The sequence below is a fragment of the Novilysobacter antarcticus genome, from assembly GCF_019802285.1.
Taxonomy (GTDB): domain Bacteria; phylum Pseudomonadota; class Gammaproteobacteria; order Xanthomonadales; family Xanthomonadaceae; genus Novilysobacter; species Novilysobacter antarcticus.
In genome coordinates this window covers 82,934-109,648 of the sequence record NZ_JAIEUJ010000002.1, presented here as the reverse complement: position 1 = coordinate 109,648, position 26,715 = coordinate 82,934, and the positions used below count along the sequence as shown (strand labels likewise).

The window sequence follows — 26,715 nt, the reverse complement described above, 5'->3', positions numbered from 1 at the left end:
AGATTGCGATAAAACCCTGTGGCGTCAGAACAGATCAATCACCAGTTCAGCGGTCTCGCCGCCATCCGCGGCGCCATGTTGGTGATGGGTTCAACCTACGTGACCTACGCACTCGGGTTGCTGGCCAGCATCATTGTCGCGCGCGCCTTGGGGCCGGACGATTTTGGGCGGTACTCCTACGTGGTCTGGCTGGTGGGCCTGCTGATCATGGTTGGCAACAACGGCCTGAATGCAACCGCGCTGCGCTTCATCTCCGAGAGCCTGGGGCGACAGTCGCCGGAAACGGCGCGCGCCGTGCATGGCTGGGCGCGGCGTCGCCAGTACGCGTGCCTGGTGCTGATTGCGGTCGCATTCGCGGCCTTGGTTCCGTTCGTCATGCCAGCCGGCTGGGAAGACCGCGCCCGGGTCTTTGTCGCGCTGACGCTGGCGGCAGCGGTGCCCAAGGCACTCTTCATGTTCGACGCGTCCGTTGGCAAGGGATATGGGCGCTACGGCGTCGAGGCGACCTCATCGGTGGTGATGAGCGTGATCAACATGATCGCCGTGCTGCTACTGATGCAGACGGGCGCCGGATTGATCGCCTACATGGCGTTGTTCGCCGCCACCAGCGCCGGTTACGCGCTGTCCTCGCGATTGCTGTTGCGCGCGGGCGACCTGGGCCCCACGCGCGCGCCCCTGCCTCCGGAGTTGCTGGGCCGGTTGCGCCCGCACCTGTTCTGGACGGTGATCCTGACCACGGCCTACGCCTTCAACAACAAGTCCATCGAGACCTGGCTGCTGAACGACCTGGTGGGCGCCGCTGCGGTCGGCTACTTTGCGATTGCCGGGGCCCTGACCCGGGGCGGCATCGAGATGCTGTCCGCGGGCCTGTCCACGGTACTGATGCCGATGATGGCGCACGCGTTTGGCGAAGGACGCGACCAGCGCGCCGGGCGGATCATGGCCAGCGCGATGCGCTATTACTCGTTCATCGGTTTGTTGATTGGCGGGGTTGGCGTGCTGGTTGCTGCGCCAGCGGTCAGTCTGCTCTATGGGGACGCCTATACCGGCGTGATCCTTCCGTTCCAGATCATGATCGGTGTCACCGGGCTGACCCTGGCCGAGTCCGCGCTGCACGCGCTTCTTTCCACGACCGATAACCAGCGGATCCGGGTGGTCTTCGTCCTGGTGTCGCTCGGGATCACGGCAGCGCTGGCGTTTGCATTGGTGCCCAGGTACGGACTGATGGGCGCGGTGGCGGCGCATACCGGATCGCGCCTGATCGTTTTCATCGCCATTGCCGGCGGCATCTCGCGGATGATGGACATGCGTCTGCCGCTGCGTGAACTGGGCCGTCTGCTGGCCGCCGCCGTGGTCGCCGCCGGGGTCGCCGCCGTGCCGATGGCCGTGGTTTCGGAGCAGTGGATCGGTTGGGTCGCAGGGATCGTCTACGCAGTGGTCTTTGCTGCCTGCAGTCTCGCTTTTGGCGCCTGGCGTGGGCCCGATGCATCGCTGCTGCTGGGGTTCCTGGCCCAATACCCGCGCATCCACGATCGCGTGGCGGCTCCCATCCGGCGCTGGGCTGACAGGCTGCCCGATGAGCACTGAACGGAGGCGGCGACGATGAGCGTTGTCTTCTGGGGCTGCGCGGCGCTGGTCGCGTTTACCTATGCGGGATATCCGGTGTGGGTGCGGGTGTGGGCGACGCTGCGGCCGAAACCGGTGGCGCGCGCCGATGTCACCCCCACCGTCACGGCAATCCTTTGTGTGCATGACGGCGAAGCGCGAGTCGGAGCGAAGTTGCACAACCTGCTGGCGATGGCCTACCCGGCGGCGCTGCTTGATGTGGTGGTGGCGTGCGACGGTTGTACCGACAATTCTGCCGAGGCGTGTCGTACCGTCGGCTCGCCGCGGGTGCGGGTGCTGGAGTTTGACCAGCGTCGCGGCAAGGCCGCCTGCCTCAACGACGCGGTGTCGGTGGCCACCGGCGACATCCTGCTGATGGTGGACGTGCGCCAACGTATCGAAGAGGAGGCGCTGGGCGCGCTGGTGGCGTGTCTGGCAGACCCCGCGGTGGGCGCCGTGGGCGGCGAGTTGCGTTTCGAGCATCCCGACACCGGGTTTGCCGCCAGCGTGGACGCGTATTGGCGTTACGAAAAAGCAATCCGGCAGGCGGAGAGCCGCAGCGGGTCGGTCGTGGGCGTCAGCGGCGCGCTGTATGCGGTGCGCAGGGAACTGTTCCGACCGATCCCCGAGGGCACCGTGCTGGATGATGTTCTGGTTCCGATGCAGGTGGTCCGGGCGCACAGGCGGGTAGTGTTCGAGCCGGGGGCGCGGGCATGGGACCACGCGTCCGCCTCGGCCGGCGATGAGCGCGTGCGCAAGGTCCGCACGCTCGCTGGCAATCTGCAGCTGGTGCAACTCGCTCCGTGGCTGGTCAACCCGCTGCAGAACCCGATCTGGTTCCGCTTCCTCTGCCACAAGCTGCTGCGACTGGTCGCGCCGTGGGCGATGGTGTTGATGCTGCTGGCCGCGTGCTTGCTGGCCTCCAAGCACCCCTTCTACCTGGCCTGTCTGGTCGCTGCCGGACTGGTCATCGTGGTGGTAGCGGTGGCGCCCGCATTGCCACGGCTCGCGGCGTGGTGGCCGGTGCGGATGCTGGTCGCGTTCGTGCACATGAATCTTTATTCCGCCCAGGCAACGGTGGCCTTCGTGCGTCGGCGGACGCTGCACCTGTGGTGACCCCCTTCGCGCGCGTCTCGCGTTGTCTGTCCGTGTCGAGGAGCGTGTTGCAACAAGCCCGCTTCACTGCGGCACGGCCGTGTGGTCTGCGGATCGATGGCTCTGGGGGAGATGCCGGATCTTGATGCCTTTCATTTTCATCGTGATTTACCTGGTGCTGGTCCTGGTGCGGCCGCAGGAGTATCCGCAGTGGGCGCAGGCGGGCGTTCCTTTCCTGCCGATCGCATTGATCACGGCGCTGGTGGCGTGGCTGCCGTCCCGACACAAGCGTTTCGACGAGCCCCAGTACCTTCTCCTGGCGCTGTTCCTGCTGGTCACCAGCCTGTCGATTGCGGTCAATGGCTGGAGTGGCGGCGCGCTGGAGCACTTCAACGTGTTTGCGCCCACCCTGGTCGCGTTCGTGCTGCTGGCCAACACCGCGCTGACCCGCAAAAGGGTGGTGTTTGTCATCGGCGTGTTCACCGCCTGCGCCATGTTGCTGGCGGTCCACGGCATCAAGCAGTCCGCGACCGGGCTGGGCTGGACCGGGATGCCACTGATCGACGACGGGCGGATCCAGTACCTGGGCATCTTCAGTGACCCCAATGACCTCGGCATGCTGTTCGTGATCTGCGTGCCGATGGCGCTTTACCTGAGCAGCCGCGGTGGCCTGCTCGGCCTGCGGCGTCTGGTCTGGCTGGGCGGCACGGCTTTGCTGCTATACGGGATATTGCTGACCAACTCGCGCGGATCACTGTTGGCCCTGGTGGTGATGAGCGGCGCGTATCTCTGGCAGCGCCGTGGCCCGGTTACCGCAGGCGTCATGGCCGCGGTGTGCCTGACGCTGCTGAAACTCCTGCCGTCGCGTCTGGACCAGCTCGACGTGCAGGAACGTTCCGCCACCGGTCGCGTGGAAGCCTGGTACGAAGGCATGCAGATGTTCATTGCCCACCCGGTGATGGGCGTCGGCACGGACCGGTTCACCGAATACAACGAGCTCACCGCACACAACTCACTGATCCTCGTGCTGGCCGAGAACGGATTCATCGGGTTCTTTCTGTGGTTCTCCTTCCTGGGTTACTGCTTCTGGATGATGGTGCGGATCCTCCGCCACGCCCCGGAGTTGTCCGACGACGATGACGTCATTGAATGGCGACGCGATCGCGCCATCGCGATGACACTGCTGGTGTCGCTGGTCGGGTATGCGGCCACCGCGTTCTTCCTCAGCCGCAGCTACGTGATGCTGCCGTACCTGCTCAGTGCCGTGGTGGTGGCGCATTTCACCGCCGTGCGTGAGCGTTTCCCCGACGTGGTGCCGTTCAATCTTGGCCAGGACCTGCTGCGCTGGCTGGTGCTGGCGTGCGTGGCGGTCGTGGGCTTCTACGGGCTGCTGAAAGTACTGCTGGCGATGTCATGAACGGGCTCGGGCCTTCCTCTGATACGGCACTGTCGCCACGAGCGGCGGCACCCGATGGCGTCGACGACGGCGTGCCGCTGCGGATCGCGCTGGTGACCCCGATACTGCCGGTGCCCTACGACAAGACGCGCGGCCGCTACATCCACGAGACCGCCCGCGCGCTCAGCCGCCTGGCGACGGTGCGGGTGTTTCTGCCCCAGGTGCGCTACCTGCGCCTGCCCGGGCTTGCCCCGCGCAGCTTCCTGCACGGCGAGGTCGGCCCGGACTACACCCTGGATGGCATCGACCTGGAGCCCTACACCTACCCGGGCATCCCCGGCGTATCGCGGGCAACCAACGGCATGGTTGGCGGCCACGCCCTGATCCCGCGCCTGCGCGCGTTCCGGCCCGATCTGGTCCTCGCGTACTGGGTCTATCCCGATGGCTATGCCGCCCTCCGTGCTTCGCGGCGGCTGGGAGTTCCGTGCATCGTCGGTGCGCGAGGCTCCGACATCCACGTGCGGTCCGGTATCAACGCCCACCTCACGCGCAAGGTCCTCGCCGGCGCGGATCAGGTGCTGACGGTCAGCGAGGCGATGCGGGCCGCCGCCATCGAGACGTTTGGTGCCCACCCGGCCAAGGTGCGCACGATCGTCAACGGGATCGACACCGCGGTGTTCCACCCGCGCGAGCGTGCCGCGATGCGCGCGCAGCTGGGAGTGGACGCTGACGTGCGGCTGTTGGTGTATGTCGGCCGGTTCGTCGAGTCCAAGGGGCTGATGGAACTGCTGCAGGCATTCGCCGCCATCGCCGGGCGCGATCCGCGCGCGCGATTGGCCCTGGTCGGTGATGGTGTGATGCGACGGCAGCTGCCAGAGCTGCTGCGGGCCCATGGCATCGAAGCGCAGGTGTATCTGCCCGGTGGCATGGAGCCGACGGGTGTCGCGGAATGGATTGGCGCTTCGGATGTGCTGACCTTGCCGAGCTGGTCGGAGGGCTACCCCAACGTGGTCGTCGAGGCCATCGCGTGCGGCTGCCCGGTCGTGGTCAGCGACGTGGGTGGGGCAGGCGAGATTGTGCGCAAAGGCAATGGCCTGCTCGTGTCCCCGCGTGATCCCGCCGCCCTGGAGCGCGCCCTGGAGGTCGCTCTGGACGCCGACTGGGACCGGGCTGCAATGGCCGCCTCGATGCGTCGCGGTTGGCACGACGTTGCCGTCGACACCCTGGATGCGTGCACGCGGGTGCTGGCGGGCTTCAGGGCGTCTGGTCGCTAGCGAAGGCGCGCAAGCCCGTGCGTCGAGGTGTCCCGGCCGGTTGTCGCCGGGGTTGCCGTTCTAACTGGTATCTGATGCTGGGAAGCAACGACTGCGATGGACTTCAAGAAGACGATCAAGCCTTTCATCCTCGGCAATTACCTCTTCACCGAGGATGCCGCGGCGCTGGCCGATGACGCATCGCTTATCCGCGGGGGCGTCGTGGACTCGACCGGGATCCTGGAGCTCGTCGAGTTCCTGGAAGGCACCTACGGCATCCGCGTTGAAGCCGCGGAAATGATCCCGGCCAATTTCGATTCGATCGACATGATCAGCGCGTTCATGGCGCGAAAAATGGCAGCGTGCGTGGTATGACGAAATCGCTGGCATCCCGGCTGCTCGTCACTGCCCGAACCCATCCGCGGCTGGGTGCGATCGTTGATGGCGATCGCCGGATCGACTACGCGGAGCTCGCGGCGCGTGTAAAGGGATTTGCCGGTTTCCTGCATGCTCAGGGTCTCGGCGCGGGCGAGCGCATCGCCATCGTCCTTCCCAACTGTCTTGAAGCAGTGGTGGCGTGCTACGGCAGTTGGCTGGCCGGGTGCGTGGCGGTGCCGTTGAACGCACAGGCACGCGGACGCGAACTGGGCGCCTGGCTTCGGCATTCGGGGGCGACGCTGCTGGTCCACGAGGCCGACAACACCGAGATCGCATTGGCACTCGCCGAGGCCGGGGTCACGCTGCAACGCGTTGTCACAGGTGCGGGTGAGGAGCCCACGGGCGGCATCAACTGGCAGGATGCCGTCGAATCCGCGCCGGTGGCATCTGCGGCGCACATCTTCCAGCCTGTCGCGACCCTCCTGTACACCTCAGGCACCACCGGTGCGCCCAAGGGCGTGACCCTGACCCACGCCAACGTGGTGGCCAACACCGACGCCATCATCGAGTACCTGGCGTTGACGCGAGAGGACAGCGCGGTGTCGGTGCTGCCGTTCTACTACTCCTACGGTGCCTCGGTGCTGCACACGCACCTGGCAGCGGGTGGCCGCCTGGTGCTGCAGCCGAACCTCGTGTTTCCGGAGATGGTCGCCGATCTGATGGAGCGTGAGCGGGTCACCGGCTTCCCCGGGGTGGCATCGACATTTTCGCTGCTGCTGGACCGCGCGGTGCTGGCCGGACGCGACCTGTCCTCGCTGCGCTACCTGACCCAGGCCGGCGGTGCGATGGCACCCACGCTCATCAAGCGACTGCGCAATGCCATTCCGCAGGCGCGGCTGTTCGTCATGTACGGACAGACCGAAGCGACGGCACGCCTTGCGTGGCTGCCGCCAGAGCGCCTGGACGACAAGCCCGGCTCGGCGGGGAAGGCGATCCGCGGGGTCAGCATCGAGGTGCGCGACGACGCCGGCGCCAGTGTCCCCGCAGGTACTGCGGGCGAGGTGTGGGTGCGCGGCGCGAACGTCATGGCCGGGTATTGGAATGACCCGGCTGCCACCGCCCTGGTGTTGCGCGACGGCTGGCTTCGCACCGGGGATATGGGCCATCTCGATGGTGAGGGGTATCTCTACCTGGACGGGCGCCGCAGCGACATGATCAAGACCGGCGCACATCGCGTGCACCCACTGGACGTGGAAGAGGTGCTGTTCGAGTTGCCGGGGGTGATCGACGCGGCCGTTGTCGGGGTCGACGAGCCGACGCTGGGGCAGGTGGTCAAGGTGTTCATCGTGGCCTCCGGCGATCCGCCGCTGGACGCCAATCTGGTGCGGGCCCATTGCCGCAGGCGCCTGGCGACCTACAAGGTCCCCCGCCATGTGGAGTTCATAGCGACATTGCCACGGACGGCGTCCGGCAAGGTCCGTCGTGTCCTGTTGACCGAACCGTCAGCCATGCAGGAGTTGCAATGAAAGCGCTGGACTTTGATGTGCTCGAACTCGACCTGGAGCGGGAGGCGGATCGCATCGCCACGCGCGTGCGCGATGCCACTGCGCGCGTGTTGCACAAGCGTGGACTGGTGGTGGCGATCTCCGGTGGCATCGATTCCTCATGCTGCGCCGCGTTGGCTGTCCGTGCACTGGGGCCGGACCGGGTCTTCGCGCTGATCCTGCCGGAGCGCGATTCCAACGACGACAGCGCACTTCGTGCCGGGATACTCGCCACACACCTGGGCATCCGCACCCTGACGGTCGATATCGCACCTGCGCTGGAGGCAATCGGCTGCTACTCCGAGCGCGACGCCGCCGTGCGCCGCGCGCTGCCTGCGTTCGCGGAAGACTGGCGCTTCAAGATCGCGATCGACGGTGGCACCGAAGGTCGCGTCAACGTCTTCAAGCTGGTCGCCGAGTCACCGGATGGAGAGGTCCACGAGCGCACGCTCGGCCTGTCCGAATACCTGCAGATCGTTGCCGCGACCAATTTCAAGCAGCGCATCCGCAAGACCCTGGAGTACTACCACGCTGACCGGCTCAACTACGCGGTGGTCGGCACGCCCAACCATCTCGAATACGACCAGGGTTTCTTCGTCAAGAACGGGGACGGCTCGGCGGACATCAAGCCCATCGCGCACCTGTACAAGTCCCAGGTCTACGCAATGGCACGGCACCTGGGCCTGCCCGAACGGGTCTGCAACGTCGTGCCCACTACCGACACCTACAGCCTCGCCCAGGGCCAGGACGAGTTCTACTTTGCCTTGCCGTACCGGCAAATGGATCTCGCCTTGTGGGCGCGTGACCACGGTTACCCGGCGGCTCAGCTGGCCGACGCGCTGGGCATCGACCGCGCACGGGCCGAGTCGATCTACGCCGACATCGACAACAAGCGCCGCACCACGCGATACCTGCATGAGCCACCGATCCTGGTGGGCGACGCGTGGCAGGGGCCAACGCTGGTGGAAGACCGGGTTGCGGAGCAAGGACATGCGCGTTGAATGCGCCGTCGCCGAACCGCACTACCTGATCGGTGAGGCTGACGGCATCGCCGAGGCACGCAACGCGACCATTCAGGCCTGGCGCGACAACCTCAGTGGACCCGACGACGTGCACGGGCAACGCTTTGATGCGCTGTTTGACCGCTCGCCGTTTGGCGAGCCCGCGTTGCGCTTCCTCGAGGACGGGCGCAGCCGCCGCAAGGTGGGCGTTGCGTTGCTCGCGCCGCGGGTGATGAGCCTGGGTGACGACCGCATCCGCGTGGGCGTGGTGTCGCATTTGGCGATCGACGCCGAGCACCGCTCGCTGGGACCGGCCGTGATGCTGCTGGAGGCGTTGTTGGCGGACGGGAAGCATCGTTTCGACTTCATCTATGGCCTGCCGCGCAACAGCGAGGGTGCGGACGCGGCGCTCAAACGCGCCGGACTGAGGCCGGTGGGTGTCATGGAGCGCCACGTGAAAGTGTTGCGCCATGGCCGCTACCTGGCGCGCCGGATGCCGGCTCTGCTGGCTCCGCTGGCGCAGCTCGCCGGCTGGGCCGTGGACCTTGTGGATAGCATGCGCGAGACGTCCTCGCGCTCAGGGCTGAAAGTCGAATGGACCCACGCCGCAGACGGTCGGATGGACGAGATCTGGGCGCGCTCTGGTCCGGGCATGGCGCTGACCGCAACGCGCGATACCCGGATGCTGGGCTGGCGGTTCGACCGGTCCGCTGATCCCAGTACCCGCTACGTGATGGTCAGCGACGCCCGAAGCGGCGATGCGCTGGCCTGGTTCGCCTGCGAGGTCGATCCAAAATGGCCGCACACGCTGGATGTCCAGGATTTCTGGTCCGCGGACAGCGGTGGACGCCCGGCCCTGGAGCTGGTGGAGGCGCTGGTTCGCCATGCACGCAGCGAGGGCTACTCGGCTATCAGCATCCATGTCTGCGTGCCGGATGGCGGCATGGACTCGTGGCGATTGGCGGGTTTCGTCGAGCGCGGGAAGCAACGGATATTCGGTCGCTGGCTGAATCGCGAGCTGTCCACAGCGGGCTCGCCGGACCTGCACTTCACGAATATCGACCTGGATGGATAAGGGGGATGACGCAGGCATGGAGATGTTGACGGCCAGCCGTCTTTTGCCCGTCGCGGTGTCGGGCGCAAACGCCCAATCGGCGGTACGTGCGGAACTGGTGGCGGTCGACGCCTACCCGGGGCTGGCGGCGGACTGGATCCGGCTGGAGTCGCGGGCGGACGCGTCCCCGTTCACCTCCTGGTCCTGGGTATCGACCTGGCTGGCGTTGCTGCCAGCCACGTGCCGCCCGCTGGTGTTCCGCGCCTGCGACGAGTCGGGGGTGTTTGCGCTGGCTCTTCTGTTCAAGGCGCCGGAGCGCGGCGTGGGCAGGCTGTTTGGCAGTCACTCACTGCTGGTGCAGGAAACCGGCGACGCGAGCATCGATCAGGTCACCATCGAATACGCCGGGCTGCTGGTGCGCACGGGTGCGGAAACCGCAGGCTACAAGGCGCTGTTCGAAGCGATCAGGCGCTTGGGAAGGGGCTGGCGACGGCTCAGGATCAGCGCCACCGCGCACGCCGACGCCATTGTCTCTGCGTTGCCTGCAAGTCTGGATGCGGCGAGTGTGGATGCGCGCCCGTCGTACTTCGTCGACCTGGCGGCGCTGCGGGCGGAGGGCAGGAGCTATCACGCCAGTCTGGGGGCGAACATCCGCGGATCGCTCAACCAGACCCGGCGCGGCTACGGCGCCCACGGAGAGTTGCATGCGGAGGTCGCCGAGGATGCCTCCACCGCGCTGGCCTGGCTGGAAGAAATGGCTGCCCTGCACACCAGTTACTGGAACAGCAAGGGCAAGCCGGGATCATTTTCGAGCCCGTTCTTCTGCCGGTTCCATCGCTCGCTGGTGGGGGCCGGCGCGGCCACGGGTTTCACCCGGATGACCCGGGTCAGCGCGGGTCCGCTCACCGTCGGCTATGTCTACAACCTGGCGTGGCGCGATCGCATCTACTACTACAACAGCGGCCTGAACTACGGCGCGCTGCCCAAGCATGACCGCCCGGGACTTGCCGCGCTGCACGCCACGATCGAGCAGGCTCTGCGGGAGGGGTGGAGCCATTTCGACTTCCTTGCCGGCGCCCAGGAGTACAAGCGGCGCCTGGCCACCGACGCCCGCAGGCTGCACTGGGTCGATATCCGCCGCCACGGCGCGCGCATGTCCGGCGAGCGCCTGGTAGCGAGGGTGCTGGGCAAGAACACCTTTGGTGTGCCGCTGGCGCGTGCGCTGGCCGCCGATGCCGGGCAGCGGGGGGAATGAACCATGCGATGCCCAACGAAATGCACATTGTCGAGAAGGAAATGACCATGCCTGATGGCGACACCCGGCCGCGCGCGCGTAGCGTGCTCTATCACCACCGCACGCAGGGCAAGGCCGTGGAAGGCGTGCACATCCGCGGCATCACCGATGCGCTGCGCGCCGAAGGGGTGGATGTCGACATCATTTCGCTGCCCGGCGCGGATCCGTATTCATCGCCCAAGGCCATGTCGCCTACCCGCCAGGTGAAGCCGTGGATGGGTGCGGTCACCCGCCTGCCCGAGCCGTTGTTCGAGATGGTGGAACTCGCCTACAACCTTGTGGCGGGCTGGCGCCTGCGCGCGTGGTTGCGGCGCAACCCCGGCGTGGACTTCATCTACGAGCGCTATTCGTTGTTCATGTTCGAGTCGATCCGGATCGCCCGCAAACGCGGCATCCCGATCATCCTGGAGGTCAACGATTCGGCGACAGTGGAACGCGTCCGGCCCCTGTTCTTCCAAAAGGTGGCCATGGCCATCGAGGGCTGGGTCCTGCGCAACGCTTCGGGACTGGTGTTCGTTTCGGGGGTGTTCCGCGACCGCGCGCGGTCGGCGCACGGGGCGATCGCCCCGGCCATCGTCACCCCGAATGCGGCCAACATCGACAAGTTCACCTTTACCCCGGCCCAGCGCGAGGAGGCGCGTGCGCGCCTGGGACTGGAGGGGCACGTCGTCTGTGGGTACCTGGGCGCGTTCGTGCCTTGGCACGCCATTGACGCGTTCGTGCATCGCATCGCCGACCGGCTCGCCGAGGCGCCGCACCTGAAGCTGCTGCTGGTGGGTGACGGCGCCACCTATCCGGCGCTGAGGGAGTTTGTCGACACCCACGCGCTCGGGTCGCAGGTGGTGTTGACCGGTCGGGTCCCGCACGATGAGGTCCCGGGACTGCTAGCGGCGATGGACATGGCGATCCTGCCAAGTGCCGGCGATTACACCTCACCAGTCAAACTGTTCGAGTTCATGGCGTGCGGCATCCCGCCGGTGGCTCCGGACTTCGAGCCGATCCGGGAGGTACTGGTGGAGGACCAGACCGGGTGGATGTTCAAGGCGGGCGACCTCGACGCCGCCGTCGAGCGGGTTGTTGCCCACAGCAACGACGTCGCCGGACTGGCCCGAGTGGGCGCGAATGCCCGCGCCTACGTCGCGGCCAACCGGCAGTGGCAGCACAACATCTCCGATCTGCTGGATTTCCATACCGCTCTGGCCCGCAAGGCGTTGCCTTCATGACGGGGACCGGGGGGAAATACAATCCAGCGGATCAGTGGCCACGCGACAGCGACGGCGAGTTGCTGCTGGCCGGTGACCAGCCGTTGTCGCGGGTGGTCAGCGCCGTCGGTGGCACGCCCTGTTACCTGTACGACCGCGCCGCCCTCAGCGAGCGGGCATCGGCCCTGCGCGCGCAGCTGCCGCCGCAGGTTCACATCCATTACGCGATGAAGGCCAACCCGATGCCGGCGCTGGTCTGCCACATGGCGGGTCTCGTCGATGGCATCGACGTGGCCTCTGCCGGCGAGCTGCGGGTGGCGCTGGATTCGGGCATGGCCGCTGAACACATCAGCTTTGCGGGACCCGGCAAGTCCGAGGATGAACTCCGGCAGGCGAGCGCGGCAGGCATCCTGGTGAATATCGAGTCCTTCCGTGAGGTCGCGATCCTGGCCCGCGCCAGCGAGGACCACGGGCGCCCGGCACGGGTGGCAGTGCGCGTGAACCTGCCGTTCGAGCTGAAAGCGTCAGGGATGAAGATGAGCGGCGGGGCGCGTCAGTTCGGCGTCGATTCCGAGCTGGTGCCCGAGCTGCTGGGCGAGATCGCCGCCGCCGGCCTGGCCTTCGAGGGCTTCCACATGTTCGCCGGCTCGCAGAACCTGCGCCAGGCAGCCATCGTCGAGGCCCAGACACGCAGCTACGAGCAGGCACTGGAGTGGCAGGACGTGCTGCCTGCCCCGATGCGCAGCTTGAACCTGGGTGGCGGCTTCGGCATTCCGTACACGGCCGGGGAGTCACCGCTGGACCTGGCGCCAGTGGCCGACAACCTCGCCACCCTGGCCCAACGCGCGCAAACCGACATGCCCGGCGCGAATCTGGTCATCGAACTGGGGCGGTACCTGGTAGGAGAGGCGGGGCTTTATGTCACCCGCGTGGTTGACCGCAAGCTGTCCCGGGGCCAGGTGTTCCTCGTTGTCGACGGCGGCATGCACCACCACCTCGCCGCGTCGGGCAATTTCGGCCAGGTACTGCGCAGGAACTACCCGGTAGCGATCAACGCCCGCACCGGCGCGCGAGAGGTCGCCAGCGTCGTGGGACCGCTGTGCACGCCATTGGACCTGCTGGCCGACCGGATGGACCTGGCGGTCGCGCAGGTTGGGGATCTGGTGGTGGTCTTCCAATCCGGCGCCTACGGCCGCAGCGCGAGTCCGCGCGGCTTCCTCGGTCATCCCGACGTGGTGGAAGCGCTGGTCTGAGGTTGGGCCGCGAAAGGCCACGCGCGCCATGCCGCAGTGCCGGGCTCCGACGATGACGTGCCTGTTACGTCGATTGCGCGGATGACGGACAGCCGGGCGCCGTAGTGGCGGCGGCCGCTGCGCTTGTGGCGGTTGCCCTGGCGGCCGGTGGCGCGGGCACCAGGTGCTCCCGGCCCGGCGGTGGCGTCAGCATCCCGATTCGCCGCGCTGGATTGCCGGCGACCACCGTGTAGGGATGGATCACGCCGGACACGACCGCGTGCGCGGACACGATGCTGCCTTCACCGATCTCGGTACCGGGCATCACCAGCACGCCGGTGCCGATCCACACGTTGTCGTGGACCACCACGGGTTTGACGTCGGCCAGGTCGGGGGCCGCTCCGGCCTGACGCTGCCCCGGATCGACCGGGTGGCCACCGGAGTCGCGGAAGGAGACTCCACCGGCAACCTGCACATGGGAGCCGAGCCGGATTTCGCGGCCGACGACGAACATGACATCGTGCGACAGGTCCGTGTGGTCTCCGATCACCAGCCGCGGTCGCTCCACGAAGCTGGCGGCAAAGTGGATGCTCAACTTGCCGCTGACATGGACATGGTCGCCCACCAACAGCTCTCCGCTGCCATGCACCCAGGGCACGAATATGCCCGTGGTGACGCCCTTGCCGACGCGCGTGCAATACGCCTTGAACAGGGGTTCGGCGATCAGTACCCGGCGCACGAAGAACACGATCGAGCGTAGTGCAAGAAACAACCACAGGTACGGCAGCAATACCGCGCGCGGAGCGGGCAGGGTGAAACGACGACCGCGCTGGCGCAGGTCGCGCAAGGTCGCCGCCGTGGGGTGCGGAGAGTTGCGCGCCCAATGGCGAAGCGAGGCAAACGTTTCCATCGTGTTCGATCCTGGTGGTGGGTCTGGGCCAGTGGCGATCGCGTCTACCGGTTGCGGTAGGTGATGCTCAGGTACCAGACGTTCTGCTTGGCTTCGGCGGTGGCCAGATCGCTGGTGCGCTCGTAGCGGTAATAGCTCAGCCCCGTGCTCCAGTGCCGTGACCACTGCTTGTCCAGCCCAAGGCTCAGGTGGCGTGTGTCGTCGGTGCGATCGCTCTGCTGGTACTGGACCCGTTCGAAATTCAGATAGGAGGTGAGCATCAGGGTCGGACGCAGGCGGTAGTCGAATCCGATCGTCACGCCGCGGTTGTCCTCGTCGTCGTTGAGCGGGTCGGGGTAGTCGATTTTCTGCGCGTACGGCGCAACCGCGAACGTTGCCCGTTCTCCGCGGTAGTCGTAGCCCAAAGCGACCCGCTTCTCCTCATAGATTGCGGCGGTGATGGTCCGGCCGTCGATCAACACCCGTTCCGGGATGGACGTGGTGCCAACGTCGCTGATGGCGGTGTAGGCGGCATCGGCGAACTGGTTGGCAGCAAACAGAGTGAGACGGCTGCGGTGGCTCGGCCGCCACGCCAGTTGCGCGCGGACCAGCGGATTGGAGCGATCGTCGGCATCGCGATAGTTCAGGTGCGAGTAGCCGACATCAACGCCGAAATCGAAGTTGGGGAAGGTGCGTTCATAGCGGGCGTACAGATCGTTGCGCTTGTAGTCCAGGGAAAGCAGATCGTCGTCGAAGTTGACATCCTGCGTTTGCGCGTTGATGGAGAGTGCACTGGACGGGCCGAGATCCTTGATCGCCCGCAGCGCCACGCCGAGGCGCTGTGAGTTGAACTGGGGAGTGACTTCGGCATGGGTATCGATGTAGCGGGCTTCGATCTGGCCGCGCATGGTCTGACCGACATTGAAGAACAGGTTCGGACCCAGCGACACGACGTTGATCTGCTGGCGGTTGTCCGGCGAATCGGCCGCGAAGCGGTCAATAGCCTCCAGTTGGAGACGCTCGTCGAGGGTGAAGCTCAAGCGATCGGGCAACACCACCCAATTCAGTCGGCCGTCGAGCACGCCTTCCAAGGTGTTGTCGTAGGCGTTGTCAGTGAATGCCCGGTAATCGACGCGGCCGTTGACGCTTGCCTGGATGGTCGAGTTGGATTCGGTGGCAAGAAAGCCAAGGCCGGTGCGCCAGGTCAGTTCGGAGGCCGGGTTGACCGCCTCCACTCGCACGTTGTCGTCGTGTTCGACGCCGGTGTCAATTGCGTAGTCGACCCGGGCCGCGTCGGTGTTGCCGGACATCGCGGCCAGCAGGGCCGTCGTGATTGCCGGGATGCACGCCTTGCTGCGGACACGGTTGCCCGGGCCCGTCCTGTCGGCCAGCAAGGAGTCGTCAGGGCAGGTCATTGAAGACGATTCCAGCGAGTTTTGCGGGGTCGAAGTTCGCCGCCGCCTCCTCGATGTTCTTCATGGTCACCTTGCCGTATCCGGCCACCAGGACCACCAGGTCGGCAAGCTCCGAGAGGATCCGTGCATCGGGCGAGTTCAGCACCGACGGCCCGTCCAGGATGATGTAGCGATCCGGATTGCTTCCGCGCAGCGAGTCGATCATCGTCCGGGCGCGCGGGGAGGTGAAGTACTCGCCGGAGATCTCATGCCTTCCCCCGTTCGGAATCAGGTGCATGCGCGGGATGCCGGTCGGGTACTGGATCTGCTGCAGCCCGTTGCTGCTGTCGCGCAGGTAATCCATCAGCCCGCCGTTGACGGGGTTGACGCCCATGACGGTGTGCTGGCTGGGATGGAGGGCGTCGCAATCCACCAGCAGCGCGGTCTTGATCTCGTCGAACGCAAAGGCGAGCGCAAGGTTGCGCGCTACGAAACTGCCCCCACAGCCGTGGCCGACCGGCACCACCAGGGTGACGAAGTTCTGCTTGCCCCCGAGGGTCAGCAGGCGTGTGCGCAGGTCGCGGAAGGCGTCCGCCTGGACCCGTGCCGAGTCCTGGCGATGGATCAGCCTGCGGTCTTCCAGCGCCCGCGGGCTCAGCGGCGCCACCTCGCGGACTCGGTGCAGCGAACGCGACTCCGCGTCGTCGCCGTGGGAGGGGGAAGCAAGCTCCTGGGTTCGTTTCACGGGCGGTTCCGGAGTGTCGATAAGATTCATCGCGGTCTCATGCGTGGGACATCTTCAAGGCGTAGGTGGCGACGTAGGCGAGCACCACGATCAGGATCATGGTCACGCTGCCCAGCTTTCCGTAGAGCTCATGACGACGCTCCCGGGGTGTCGCATACGCGGGAATGGTGGTCAGAAGGGGGAAGCGGCTCTGTGCCTCGATCAGGCGTGCCGACCGGATCCGAGGATCAAAGCGTGCCAACAGGAAGACCAGCGCCATCGGCAGCACGATCGCCAGCAGCAGCCCCGCTGCGGCGATGTGCATCAGGCGCATCCCCGAGGGCCGCAAGGGCATGATCGCGGGGTCCTGGATCTTCAGGGTCAGCCCGCGGTTGGCCTCGTCCAGGCCCATCGATACCCGCGCGTTCTCGCGCCGCCGCAGCAGATCCTGGTAGATCTCCCGGTTGACCTCGTAATCGCGGGTCAGCTCCGCCAGCGCACCCTCGGAGGCAGCGATGCGCCGGCTGCGGTCCAGCTCTTCCGCCAACATTGATTGCGCTGCGCTGAGTCGTGAACCCGCCGCGGCGCCCTCACGGCGGGCCAGCGCCAACTGGCTGCGCAGCTCGCGGTAGAGCGGATTGGCCTGGGCTTCGGCAGACTCGATACCCGGCAGCGGCGGATCGACCCGCGTCTGCGCGCGTGCCAGATTCTGCTGGATGTCCTGCATCTGCAGAGTCACCCGAACCACGTCGGGATGCTGCTCGGTGAAGCTCAGCATCAGCCGGTCACGCTCGGCCTGCAGTTCCATGTACTGGCTGCTCAGCAGGTTCTCGCGCGTCTGCGCGCGCGACACCGCGGATTCCCCCGACAGCTGGGAGCTCAGCGACGCGCCCAGCGACTGCTGCTCCTGCATGGTCATGCGGGTCTGTTCGACCTGGTTGCGCAGCGAGACGATCCGCGCGTTCACGTCGGTCGCACTGCCGGGTTGCGCGTCGACGTTCTCGGACCGGTATTGCTGCAGGTTGTTCTCCGCGCCGGTGAGTTTGGCGTGGTACGCACTGACTTGGCTGTCGATGAACTCGTAGGCGTCGCGGCTCTCGCGTGCCTTGGTGGCCAGTGCCTCGGTGATGAGCATCGAGCCGAACGCCTCCGTCACGTCGAACGCCCGCTGCGGGTCGCGGTCCTGGTAGGTGATCTGCACCAGGTCCGGTCGCGGGCTGTCGATCAGGGTGCGCTTGCGGATCTCCTCCATCAGGCGCTCCTGTTCCACAGGATTGGGGTTGGCCTCTTTCCAGTTGCCGATGGCGAGGATCTGCTCGAGGATCTTGCGGCTGAAGAGGATCTGGCGCGCCATGCCGGCGCGGTCGGCCACTCCCGTGGACACGGCGCGACCTTCCAGCAGTGGCTGGATGATGTCGCTGTCCTTGGCCAGGATGGTCACCGAAGCCGAGTAGTTCCGCGGGATGACGAACACTCCGACCAACAGTGTCAGCAGGGCGACCGCGGCGAAGATCGAGACCAGGGGCACCAGGCGTTTGCGCGCCTCCCTGAGCAGGACCGGTATCAGTTCCTGGGGGGTCAGGTCGCGGGGCTTGCCCGGGACCGATGGGCCACCAGGACCGGGGAGTGCGTGAGTGGCCATCAGAAGGTACGTTCCGGAACGGTGATGATGTCGCCCGGTGCCACCCGGTAGTTGGTCGATAGATCGCCGTGATTGAGGATGCGGTCCAGATTCACCGCGTGCGCCGAACTGGAGTCGTCACCGTTCTTCCGGTACAGGTCGGCGCGGTCGGCAGCGGCAAATTCGGTGGTGCCGCCCGCGGCCAGCACCGCGTCCAGCACGGTCATGCCCTGCCGGTACGGGATCGAGACTGGCTGGCGGACCGCTCCGGTGACCCGCACGCGGGAAAGATATTCGTGGCTGCGCAACTCGGTCAGGATCACTGCTACCTGCGGAGTCCGTACAAAGTCGGCGAGTTTTTCCTGAATGTCCGCTGCCACCGCAGCCGAGGTGCGCCCCCCGGCGACCACGTCCCCGACCAGCGGAACGGAGATCTTGCCGTCCGGGCGAACCGGTGCGGTCACGCCGAGCTCGGGGTTGCGCCAGACCGTGACCTGGACGATGTCATCGACGCCGATCAGGTAGTCGTCGACGGCGGCCTGGGTGCGTTCCGGCGGCGGGTCGAGGGTGCCCCTCCCCGAGGCGCAGGCAGAGACGACGGCGACCAGCAGCAGGAAAGCAACGTATCGAACGATTTTCATGTGAATTTCCATAAAGTCCCCGTTATCCAGCAATAACGCCAATCACGCGCCAGGCAGGTCATCACACTGCGGCGGCCGCGGAACGGGGCGTCCGGGCGGCTGCGAAGCGGTCATCCGTAGCCGCTATCGGCGGGGAATCGCGTTGGTCCGGGTATCTGTCACTGATTCCAGGAAGTCCCGATGCGGATCCTTGTCTGCGGCGGCGCCGGCTACATCGGAAGCCACACCTGTGCGGTACTCGCCGAACGCGGCCACGAGCTCGTGATCGCCGACAGTTTTGTCAACAGCTCGCCGATCGTGCTGCAACGTCTGGGTGAGATCCTCGGCAAAACGCCGCTGTGCCACCGCGTGGACCTGCGCGATCGCCATGCCGTCGGCAGCCTGTTCGCCGGCCCGCGTTTCGACGCCGTGGTCCACTTCGCCGCGCTCAAGGCGGTGGGCGAGTCCTGCGCGCGACCACTGGCCTATTTCGACAACAACATCTGCGGGACGATCCACCTGCTCCAGGCGATGCGTGACGCCGGCGTGGGCCGCCTGGTGTTCAGCTCATCGGCCACCGTTTACGGCGACCCCGACTCGGTGCCTGTCCGCGAGGACGCACCGCTGCGGGTGACCAATCCGTACGGACGCAGCAAGCTGGTAACGGAGCAGCTGATCGAGGACCTTTGCCAGCACGATCCGGACTTCCGCGCGGTCAACCTGCGTTACTTCAACCCGGTAGGAGCGCATCCGTCCGGACGCATCGGCGAGGACCCCGGCGGTGAGCCGAGCAACCTGATGCCCTATATCTCGCAGGTGGCAGTGGGTCGGCGCAAGCGGCTGGCCGTGTACGGCGGCGACTGGCCGACCATCGATGGCACTGGCGTGCGCGACTACATCCACGTCATGGACCTGGCCCGCGCCCACGCCGACGCGCTGGAGTTCATGCTGCGCGAGGACCGCAGCGCGACGATCAATCTGGGTACCGGGCGTGGCATCAGCGTTCTCGAGCTGGTCAAGGCATTCGAGCGCGCGTCCGGCCGGCGGGTTCCCTACCGGATCGTTGACCGGCGTGTGGGGGACGTGGCGGAGGTCTACGCCGACCCCGGCCTCGCTCTGGAGTTGCTGGGCTGGAGGGCCGAGCTGGGCGTGGACGCGATGTGCGAGGACACGTGGCGTTGGCAGCGGATGAATCCGCATGGCTACGCCGTGCCTGAAGTGGCCAGCCACGCGGAGGGCGTTCTGGCTTCAGGTATTACCCTTGGGGATGCAACGCCGGTTGCGGAGGAGGCAGGGTGCCCAGTACTGCAGGTCAGCCCAGTAACGCAGGGGCCACCGCATCCGGTTGCTTCATCCATTTGAAGTGGTCCGCACCGATGCCCAGGTCAGCGTCGTCCAGCGTTGTCACCGAAATGTTTGCCTGCGGCATCTTGCCGAGCAGAAAGTTCAGCGAGCTTTCCGGCGCGTACCAATCATCGGCCAGCACCACTCCACGGATTGCGGGTGAGGCGCAGGCGAGTGCGTCCTCCAGGTCGGCATCCAGTCCTTCAGCCGCGTAGCGCCCCGTCCTTGCGGTGCGCGCCCAGTCCACGATCAGCCCGCGTGCCTCGCGACCACCGAAACCGATGCGTCGACCCGGCAGCTTGCCATTGATCCGCGCCAGCCAGGGCAGGAGGGGATCGGCGACCAGCAGCCACCAACGCACCGGCGCGGGGAACGCCCGCCACCAAGGCGCTCCACTGCCAACCAACCAGACCTGCGCCGCGGCGGCGGGATGCAAAGCCACCCGACAGCACGCCAGCTGTCCGCCCAGACTGTGGCCGCCCATGATCCGTGTCATGCCCGCTCCCAGCGTGCTTGCCATGACCGCCTCACTGCCGGGCAGGTCGAGTTCCAGTATTTCGCGATAGCCCCAGTTGCAGTCGCGTCCGGCGCGGAGGCTGCTGCTGCCGTGCCCGCGCCACTCATGCAGGAACACCCCTACGCCGCGCGCTGCCAGCGCCTGCGCCAAGGGCAGGTAATGCCTCGCCGAAACGCCTAGCGCAGGCAGCCACAAAAGCCGGGCAGTCGGGTTCTCGGGGATCACCGCCTGAAGTTCCCAGCGATGACCGTCCGCTGCGACGGCCTCGAGTTGCTGCACCGGCAACGTGCCTGCGTGCGGGCTCCGGCTTGCAGGCAAAATCAGCGCGCCGTGCCGGATGCCCCGGCACCGAAGTGGTCCAGCACCACCATGTCGGCGCGGCCTGGACGGTAGCCGCCCAGCAGCGCCCGGTGGACGTAATCGGACGCGTCCCGGCACGCAGTCGAGAGATCCGAGCCCAGCGCCAGGTTGGCGGCAATGGCCGAGGCCAGGGTGCAACCGGTGCCATGCGCTTCAAGGTCCAGGCGCGGGTGCCGGATCGACTCGATGGCGGCATCCGCGGACGTGGCCAGCAGGTCGATGACATCGCCACCGTCTTCCAGATGACCGCCCTTCAGCAGCACGGCGCGCGCACCGGCGGCCAGCAGGCTGCGGCAGGCTTCCTGCATCGCAGCTTGGGTGGTCACCGGATGCCCGAGCAGCAACTCCGCCTCGGGCAGGTTGGGGGTGAGCAGCGTGGCAAGTGGCAGCAAGCGCTCACGCAGGGCCGCCAGTGCCGCCGGTTCTAGCAGGCGTGCGCCCGAGGTTGCCACCATTACCGGGTCCAGGACCACGTGCGCGGGTCGATAGTGCTCCAGCGCATCGGCAGCGGCGAGGATGACCTCGGCGCTGGCCAGCATGCCCAGCTTCACCGCGCCGATCCGGAAGTCGTCGAAACAGGCATCGATCTGTGCGCGCAGGAAGCCCGTGTCGGGGACATGCACCGCGGTCACCCCGCGGGTGTGCTGCGCGGTGAGCGCCGCGATGGCGCTCAACCCGTGCACGCGGTGGGCCGCGAACGTCTTCAGGTCGGCCTGGATGCCTGCACCGCCACCGGAGTCGGAGCCGGCGATGGTCAGGGCGCAGACAACCTGGGAGGAATTCATGGGCGTGGTCAGAGCAGCGGAAGGGCACGCGACGATACCATCGAGCGAAAACCGGTAGCGTAGAATTCGTCCCGGGTTCCATCCTTGGGAAGTCGCGGTCTTGATTCGAAACGATTGCTTCTGGATGCCGCCGGCATGATCGCACTGGTCGAGAGTTATCGCGCCGGCTTGTTCAAGCGCGCCCAATGGCTGCCCAATATCGTCGCCGGGGTCATCGTGGGCATCGTTGCCTTGCCGTTGGCGATGGCGTTCGCGATCGCGTCGGGCGTCAAGCCCGAGCAGGGGTTGTACACCGCGATCATCGCCGGGCTGCTGGTGTCGATCTTCGGTGGCACCCGTATCCAGATTGCCGGTCCGACCGGCGCCTTCATCGTCATCCTCGCCGGCGTGGTCGCCCAGTTCGGCGTGGAAGGTCTGCTGGTGGCGACGCTGATGGCAGGCGTGATCCTGGTGCTGATGGGTCTGGCACGGCTGGGATCGGTGATCCGCTACATCTCCGACCCGGTGATCGTGGGTTTCACTGCCGGTATCGCGGTGATCATCTGGGTCGGCCAGTGGCAGTATTTCTTCGGCCTGCCGGCACCGGAAGGTGAGGCGTTTTATCAGAAGACCTTCGTCCTGCTGCAGTCGTTCCCGCAGCTGCATTGGCCCACCACGCTTATCGGGTTGGGGAGCTTGGCGCTGGTGCTTCTGGGGCCACGCGTTCCCGGCCTGTCCAAGGTGCCCGGGCCTTTGCTGGCGATGATAGCGGCGACGGTACTGACAACGGCGTTCACGTTGCCCGGCGTTGCAACCATCGAGTCGGCCTACGGGGCCATACCGCGCACATTGCCTTCCTTCCGTTGGCCGGAGATGAGCTTCGATCAGATCACCATGCTGCTGCCGGCCGCCTTCACCATCGCGATGTTGGGGGCGATCGAGTCGTTGCTCTCGGCAGTGGTTGCCGACGGCATGGCCGGCACACGGCACAACTCCAACCAGGAACTGATCGGGCAGGGCGTGGCCAACATCGTCTCGCCCCTGTTTGGCGGCATCGCCGCGACCGGGGCGCTGGCCCGTACCGCGACCAACTTCCGCAACGGCGCCACCAGCCCGCTGGCCGGCATCGTCCACTCCATCACGCTGGTACTCGTGCTGCTGGTGATCGCTCCCTACGCCGGAAAGGTGCCGCTGGCGGCGCTGGCGGCGATCCTGTTCGTCGTTGCCTGGAACATGAGCGAGGCGGGCCGCTTCGTGCGCATGGTGCGCCGCGCACCCCGCGCGGACATGGTCATCCTGCTGATCACCTTCACACTGACCATCTTTACCGACCTGGTGGTGGCGGTGAACATCGGCGTGATCCTGGCCATGTTCCAGTTCGTGCGCCGCATGTCGTCTTCCGTCGAGGTGCTGGAGCAGGACCCGCATTCGCTGCGCGCGGAACTGGCTCGGCTGGGCGTCGAGCAGCTGCCGTCAGGCGTGATGGTGTATTCGATCAACGGGCCGTTCTTCTTCGGCTCGGTGGAGTCGCTGGATCGCGCATTGTCCTGGAGCCGCGATGCGCCCGAGTTCCTCGTCCTGCGGCTGGATCGGGTGCCGTTGCTGGACGCGACCGGCCTGAAGCGGCTGGATACGACGATCCAGGCGCAGGCGAAAAAGGGCGTGCGCATCCTGCTGTGTGGCGCCAGCCTGCGCGTGCTGCGCAAGCTGGTCCGTGCCGGGATCGTCAGTCGCGCCGACCCGGCCAGCTATTTCGCCGATCTGGGTGAAGCGCTCGCATACGTGGAGCGCGAGCGCGCCGACAACGCAGCGCTCCCGCCTCAGAGCACCTCGGAGGCGTAGTCGGCCAGGCGTGAGCGCTCGCCGCGGCGCAGCGTTACGTGCGCACTGTGCGGCCAGTCTTTGAACCGGTCGACCGCGTAGGTCAGTCCGGACGTGGTCTCGGTGAGGTAGGGCGTGTCGATCTGCTCGACGTTGCCCAGGCAGATGATCTTGGTGCCAGGGCCGGCGCGGGTGATCAGCGTCTTCATCTGCTTGGGCGTCAGGTTCTGCGCCTCGTCCAGGATCAGCCAGCGGCTCAGAAACGTGCGGCCGCGCATGAAGTTCAGGGCGCGGATCTTGATCCGGCTCGCCAGCAGGTCGTTGGTTGCCGCCCGGCCCCAGCTGCCGCCGGACTGGTTGTGGGTGAGCACTTCCAGGTTGTCGGTCAGCGCGCCCATCCACGGCGTCATCTTCTCCTCCTCGGTACCGGGCAGGAAGCCGATGTCCTCGCCGACGCTTACCGTGGCGCGGGTCATGATGATCTCGCGGTAGCGCTGCTGGTCCATGGTCTGCGCCAGTCCCGCGGCCAGCGCGAGCAGCGTCTTGCCGGTGCCGGCCGTGCCCAGCAGGGTGACGAAGTCGATCTCCGGGTCCATCAGCGCGTTCAGGGCGAAGTTTTGCTCGCGGTTGCGCGCGGTGATCCCCCAAACCGCGTGCTGGACGTGGCGGTAGTCATCGACGATCCGCAGGATCACGCTGTGCTCGCCGACCGAGGTCACCCTCAGCTCGGTGTCGTCATCGCCGGGAAGGTACAGGAACTGGTTGGGATACCAGCTGTCGCCCTCGATCCGGTTGACCTCGTAGTAAGTGTGGCCGCGATCCGTCCATGAGCGCAGGTCCTTGCCATGGCGCCGCCAGAAGTCTGCCGGCAGCTCGGTGGCGCCGGTGTAGAGCAGGCTGAAATCATCCAGCGCGCGGTCGTTTTCGTAATCCTCCGATACGATCCCGGCGATCGCCGACTTGATCCGCAGGTTGATGTCCTTGGACACGAACACCACGTTGGCCGCGGGCTCGGCTTCCTGCAGGGCCAGGATAGCGCCGAGGATCGCGTTGTCGGGAACCACCGCGCCAAAGCGCTTGCCGGCATCGAAGTTGTCGGTCTGGAAGCGCAGGCAGCCAGCGCTGGTCTGGCCCCGCAACTGCAGGCCGCCCGGCGGGGTCAGCGGGATGCCGGTGGCGATCTTCTCGGTACCGGCAGCTTCGACCAGCTCGTTGAGGAAACGGCTGACCTGGCGCGCGTTGCGGCTGGCGTCGGTGGTGCCCTTCTTGCCGGCGTCCAGCTCCTCGATCACCTGCATCGGGAGGTAGACGTCGTGCTCCTGGAACTTGTACAGCGCCGTGGGGTCGTGCATCAGCACGTTGGTATCCAGCACGTAGATCCGCTTGCTTCCGGTCATCGCAAACTCCGCAGCGCGTTCAATGGTTGGGGGTTGCGCGCCGTCAGGATCCCGTCTCGGCGTGCGTCAGCAGTACATCCAGCACCGCCTGGGCGTGGCCCGGCACCTTCACCGGCTGCCACACGTGCGCGATCACGCCATCAGGGTCGATCAGGTACGTGCTGCGCACGATGCCCATCACCTTGCGGCCGTACATGTTCTTCTCCCGGATGACCCCGAAAGCGTTGCACAGCGCCTCGTCGGCATCGCTGACCAGTGCAAAACCCAGTTCCTGCTTGGCGATGAAGTTCTGGTGGGTTTTCACCGAGTCACGGGAGACGCCCAGGATGCGCGCGCCGGCCGCCTCGAACTGAGGCAGCAGCGCGGTGAAGTCGCGGCTCTCGGTGGTGCAACCCGGCGTGTGGTCCTTGGGGTAGAAGTACAGCACCAGCCATTGGCCACGGTAGTCGGCGAGGGTGGTGGTATCGCCACTGGACAGCGCCAGCGGGAGATCGGCGGGAACGGCGTCACCGGTGTCGAGCATCAACGGGTCTCCTCAGAACTTCATCGGGTCCAGGATCGCGTCCAGGTTGAGGTGGTCGCAGAACTCCAGGAAGTCATCGCGCAGGGCCGCAATATGCATGCTGGCCGGCACGCCGATGGTGATCTGCGCGGAGAACATGTCCGCGCCGGTCTGCATCGCCCGATAGCGGGTGCAATGCAGGCTTTCGATGCTGATGCCCTGGCGATCGAAGAAATCAGCCAGCTGGAAGGTGATCCCGGGCTTGTCGGCGGCCACGACCTCGACGATGTAGGGCAGCAGGTCGGACTGGGCTTCTTTCTCGCCGGTGCGGTACCAGATCAGCTTGATGCTGTCCTCGCGCTCCAGCCGGGTCAGCATCGCTTCCAGCTTGGCGATCGCGTCCCACGAGCCCATCGCCAGGGCCGTGACCGAGACATCCCGGCCGACGGTGGACAGTCGCGCATCGACCAGGTTGCAGCCGCTTTCGGTGATCCGCCGCGAGACCGGCAACAAGGGAGAGTCCGGATGCGTCGAATAGGCGTTGATCAGGAGGTGGTTTTCGTTCGGCGACGGCCGGGGGATTGGATCGGTCAAGGCTTCGCCTGCAAATGTGGGGACTGGCTCCGGTCCGGTGCGCAACCGCGCGTCGCCGGGAGCTGAACCGCGTTCCGCGAGCGGAGCGGGGCTGCAGGCAGCATACTTGCCCGTGCTTTCGCGCCGCAAGTAACATCGGCACGTCACCCCGCGCGATAACCCACACCCCAGCACCTCCACCGCACAAGGCCCCCGACTTGCGACTTTCCGGCAGCATCACCGCACTGGCAACCCCATTCGACGTCGACGGCGAGCTGGATCTGGATGCGTGGGCACGCTTCATCGATCTGCAGCTGGACGGCGGCACCGAGGCGCTTGTGGTCGCCGGCTCGACCGGCGAGGCCGCGGCGCTGTTTGATTCCGAGTTCGACGTGCTGCTGCGCATGGCGGTCGAGCGAGTCGGCGGGCGGGTGCCGGTGATCGCCGGCACCGGGCACTCCGCCACCGCCAAGACCATCGAGCAGACCCGCCGTGCCGCGGCGCTGGGCGCCGACGCGGCGCTGGTGGTGACCCCTGCGTATGTGCGTCCCACCCAGCCGGGTCTGGTCGCGCACTATCGCGCTGTCGCCGATGACGGCGCGCTGCCGATCCTGCTCTACAACGTCCCCGGCCGCACCGGGGTGGACATGCTGCCCGATACGGTCGCCCAACTCGCCGGCCATCCGCGCATCGTCGGTATCAAGGAGGCGTCCAGCGAGCCGCAGCGGATGCAGGCATTGCTGGCATATCGCGCCGACGATTTCGTCGTTCTCTCCGGTGATGACGCGACCGCCTGCCGGGCGATGCTCGCTGGCGCCGACGGCGTGATCTCTGTCGCTTCCAACGTCGTTCCGCGCGCATTCCGGCGCCTGTGCGAACTTGCCCGCAATGGCAAAAGCGACGCGGCTTCCGGCTGGAGCTCGCGGATGGCGGACATCTACGCATTTCTGGGCGTCGAATCCAATCCGATTCCGGTCAAGGCGCTGCTCGCGCGCCAGCAGATCGGGACCGGTCTGCGCCTGCCCTTGCTGCCACTTTCTGCAGCCCACCATGATGCGGCCGTTGCGGTTGCCGCAGCGGTCCGTGAACTTGAACTTGCCTGTGACGCTGACGTCGCTGGCTGACCTGGAGATTC

The 26,715-nt window shown here is 66.5% G+C and carries 24 protein-coding genes; 14 read left to right on the top strand and 10 right to left on the bottom strand.

The window, feature by feature from the left end:
- The first annotated feature begins 18 nt into the window (after positions 1–18).
- The 11 genes from KZ491_RS05250 (at position 19) to KZ491_RS05200 (ending at position 13,075) form a co-directional block, all read left to right on the top strand.
- Complete coding sequence (locus KZ491_RS05250) at positions 19–1,587, top strand: lipopolysaccharide biosynthesis protein (protein WP_222564843.1); 1,569 nt, start codon at positions 19–21, stop codon at positions 1,585–1,587.
- 15 nt (positions 1,588–1,602) lie between these two features.
- Complete coding sequence (locus KZ491_RS05245; protein ID WP_222564842.1) at positions 1,603–2,721, top strand: glycosyltransferase family 2 protein; 1,119 nt, start codon at positions 1,603–1,605, stop codon at positions 2,719–2,721.
- A gap of 124 nt (positions 2,722–2,845) precedes the next feature.
- Entirely contained in the window at positions 2,846–4,117 is a 1,272-nt protein-coding gene (locus tag KZ491_RS05240) for an O-antigen ligase family protein (RefSeq protein ID WP_222564841.1), read from the top strand.
- Positions 4,114–5,370, top strand: coding sequence for a glycosyltransferase (locus tag KZ491_RS05235; protein WP_222564840.1), 1,257 nt, complete (start codon positions 4,114–4,116; stop codon positions 5,368–5,370). The genes KZ491_RS05240 and KZ491_RS05235 overlap by 4 nt, the downstream gene beginning before the upstream one ends.
- Before the next feature lie 96 nt (positions 5,371–5,466).
- On the top strand, positions 5,467–5,724 hold the full coding sequence (locus KZ491_RS05230) for an acyl carrier protein (protein WP_222564839.1): 258 nt from the start codon (positions 5,467–5,469) through the stop codon (positions 5,722–5,724).
- Positions 5,721–7,253, top strand: coding sequence for a class I adenylate-forming enzyme family protein (locus KZ491_RS05225; RefSeq protein ID WP_222564838.1), 1,533 nt, complete (start codon positions 5,721–5,723; stop codon positions 7,251–7,253). Before KZ491_RS05230 ends, KZ491_RS05225 begins: the two co-directional genes overlap by 4 nt.
- A complete protein-coding gene (gene nadE / locus KZ491_RS05220) occupies positions 7,250–8,272 on the top strand; it encodes an NAD(+) synthase (protein ID WP_222564837.1) in 1,023 nt (340 codons plus the stop codon). Before KZ491_RS05225 ends, nadE begins: the two co-directional genes overlap by 4 nt.
- Positions 8,262–9,347: a hypothetical protein gene (locus KZ491_RS05215; protein WP_222564836.1), complete on the top strand. Its 1,086-nt coding sequence runs from the start codon at positions 8,262–8,264 to the stop codon at positions 9,345–9,347. Before nadE ends, KZ491_RS05215 begins: the two co-directional genes overlap by 11 nt.
- Positions 9,340–10,581 (top strand): GNAT family N-acetyltransferase, encoded by a 1,242-nt coding sequence (locus tag KZ491_RS05210; RefSeq protein ID WP_222564835.1) that lies wholly within the window; start codon positions 9,340–9,342, stop codon positions 10,579–10,581. Before KZ491_RS05215 ends, KZ491_RS05210 begins: the two co-directional genes overlap by 8 nt.
- A gap of 8 nt (positions 10,582–10,589) precedes the next feature.
- Positions 10,590–11,843, top strand: a complete 1,254-nt coding sequence (locus tag KZ491_RS05205) for a glycosyltransferase family 4 protein (RefSeq protein WP_246606581.1) — start codon at positions 10,590–10,592, stop codon at positions 11,841–11,843.
- Entirely contained in the window at positions 11,840–13,075 is a 1,236-nt protein-coding gene (locus tag KZ491_RS05200; protein ID WP_222564834.1) for a pyridoxal-dependent decarboxylase, exosortase A system-associated, read from the top strand. The genes KZ491_RS05205 and KZ491_RS05200 overlap by 4 nt, the downstream gene beginning before the upstream one ends.
- A 64-nt stretch (positions 13,076–13,139) precedes the next feature.
- On the opposite strand, the gene KZ491_RS05195 is transcribed toward KZ491_RS05200, so the two are convergent.
- Genes KZ491_RS05195 through KZ491_RS05175 form a run of 5 tightly spaced genes read right to left on the bottom strand, consistent with a single transcriptional unit; the run spans position 13,140 to position 18,365 of the window.
- Positions 13,140–13,964 carry an acyltransferase gene (locus tag KZ491_RS05195; RefSeq protein WP_222564833.1) on the bottom strand — a complete coding sequence of 275 codons (825 nt, stop codon included), beginning with the start codon at positions 13,962–13,964 and terminating at the stop codon, positions 13,140–13,142.
- Positions 13,965–14,008: 44 nt separating this feature from the next.
- A complete protein-coding gene (locus KZ491_RS05190) occupies positions 14,009–15,358 on the bottom strand; it encodes a surface lipoprotein assembly modifier (RefSeq protein ID WP_222564832.1) in 1,350 nt (449 codons plus the stop codon).
- The gene (locus KZ491_RS05185; RefSeq protein WP_222564831.1) at positions 15,345–16,082 is read right to left on the bottom strand and encodes a P-loop NTPase family protein; all 738 of its coding nucleotides are present in this window, start codon (positions 16,080–16,082) and stop codon (positions 15,345–15,347) included. The genes KZ491_RS05190 and KZ491_RS05185 overlap by 14 nt, the downstream gene beginning before the upstream one ends.
- Before the next feature lie 37 nt (positions 16,083–16,119).
- Entirely contained in the window at positions 16,120–17,703 is a 1,584-nt protein-coding gene (locus tag KZ491_RS05180) for an XrtA system polysaccharide chain length determinant (protein ID WP_222564830.1), read from the bottom strand.
- Positions 17,703–18,365 carry an XrtA/PEP-CTERM system exopolysaccharide export protein gene (locus KZ491_RS05175; protein WP_246606580.1) on the bottom strand — a complete coding sequence of 221 codons (663 nt, stop codon included), beginning with the start codon at positions 18,363–18,365 and terminating at the stop codon, positions 17,703–17,705. The genes KZ491_RS05180 and KZ491_RS05175 overlap by 1 nt, the downstream gene beginning before the upstream one ends.
- Before the next feature lie 138 nt (positions 18,366–18,503).
- On the opposite strand from KZ491_RS05175, the gene galE reads away from it, so the two are divergent.
- Complete coding sequence (gene galE / locus KZ491_RS05170; protein WP_222564829.1) at positions 18,504–19,664, top strand: UDP-glucose 4-epimerase GalE; 1,161 nt, start codon at positions 18,504–18,506, stop codon at positions 19,662–19,664.
- On the opposite strand, the gene KZ491_RS05165 is transcribed toward galE, so the two are convergent.
- Together KZ491_RS05165 and thiD are read right to left on the bottom strand one after the other, a co-directional pair.
- On the bottom strand, positions 19,615–20,442 hold the full coding sequence (locus KZ491_RS05165; RefSeq protein ID WP_343225555.1) for an alpha/beta hydrolase family protein: 828 nt from the start codon (positions 20,440–20,442) through the stop codon (positions 19,615–19,617). The two genes, galE and KZ491_RS05165, sit on opposite strands and share 50 nt — an antisense overlap.
- A 41-nt stretch (positions 20,443–20,483) precedes the next feature.
- Positions 20,484–21,308, bottom strand: coding sequence for a bifunctional hydroxymethylpyrimidine kinase/phosphomethylpyrimidine kinase (thiD, locus tag KZ491_RS05160; protein ID WP_222564828.1), 825 nt, complete (start codon positions 21,306–21,308; stop codon positions 20,484–20,486).
- A gap of 135 nt (positions 21,309–21,443) precedes the next feature.
- Here thiD and KZ491_RS05155 point away from each other — a divergent pair, with 135 nt between their 5' ends.
- Positions 21,444–23,129: a SulP family inorganic anion transporter gene (locus tag KZ491_RS05155; RefSeq protein WP_222564827.1), complete on the top strand. Its 1,686-nt coding sequence runs from the start codon at positions 21,444–21,446 to the stop codon at positions 23,127–23,129.
- Here the strand turns inward: KZ491_RS05155 and KZ491_RS05150 are convergent.
- From KZ491_RS05150 to KZ491_RS05140, 3 genes are read right to left on the bottom strand one after another with little or no spacing between them, the layout of a single operon-like run.
- Entirely contained in the window at positions 23,108–24,505 is a 1,398-nt protein-coding gene (locus tag KZ491_RS05150) for a PhoH family protein (protein WP_222564826.1), read from the bottom strand. The two genes, KZ491_RS05155 and KZ491_RS05150, sit on opposite strands and share 22 nt — an antisense overlap.
- Before the next feature lie 43 nt (positions 24,506–24,548).
- Positions 24,549–25,028, bottom strand: a complete 480-nt coding sequence (locus KZ491_RS05145; protein WP_222564825.1) for a peroxiredoxin — start codon at positions 25,026–25,028, stop codon at positions 24,549–24,551.
- A gap of 12 nt (positions 25,029–25,040) precedes the next feature.
- Positions 25,041–25,601 (bottom strand): glycine cleavage system transcriptional repressor, encoded by a 561-nt coding sequence (locus KZ491_RS05140; RefSeq protein WP_043957356.1) that lies wholly within the window; start codon positions 25,599–25,601, stop codon positions 25,041–25,043.
- Positions 25,602–25,798: 197 nt separating this feature from the next.
- Between KZ491_RS05140 and dapA the strand changes: the two genes are divergently transcribed.
- Positions 25,799–26,704, top strand: a complete 906-nt coding sequence (dapA, locus tag KZ491_RS05135) for a 4-hydroxy-tetrahydrodipicolinate synthase (protein ID WP_222564824.1) — start codon at positions 25,799–25,801, stop codon at positions 26,702–26,704.
- Positions 26,705–26,715 lie beyond the last annotated feature (11 nt).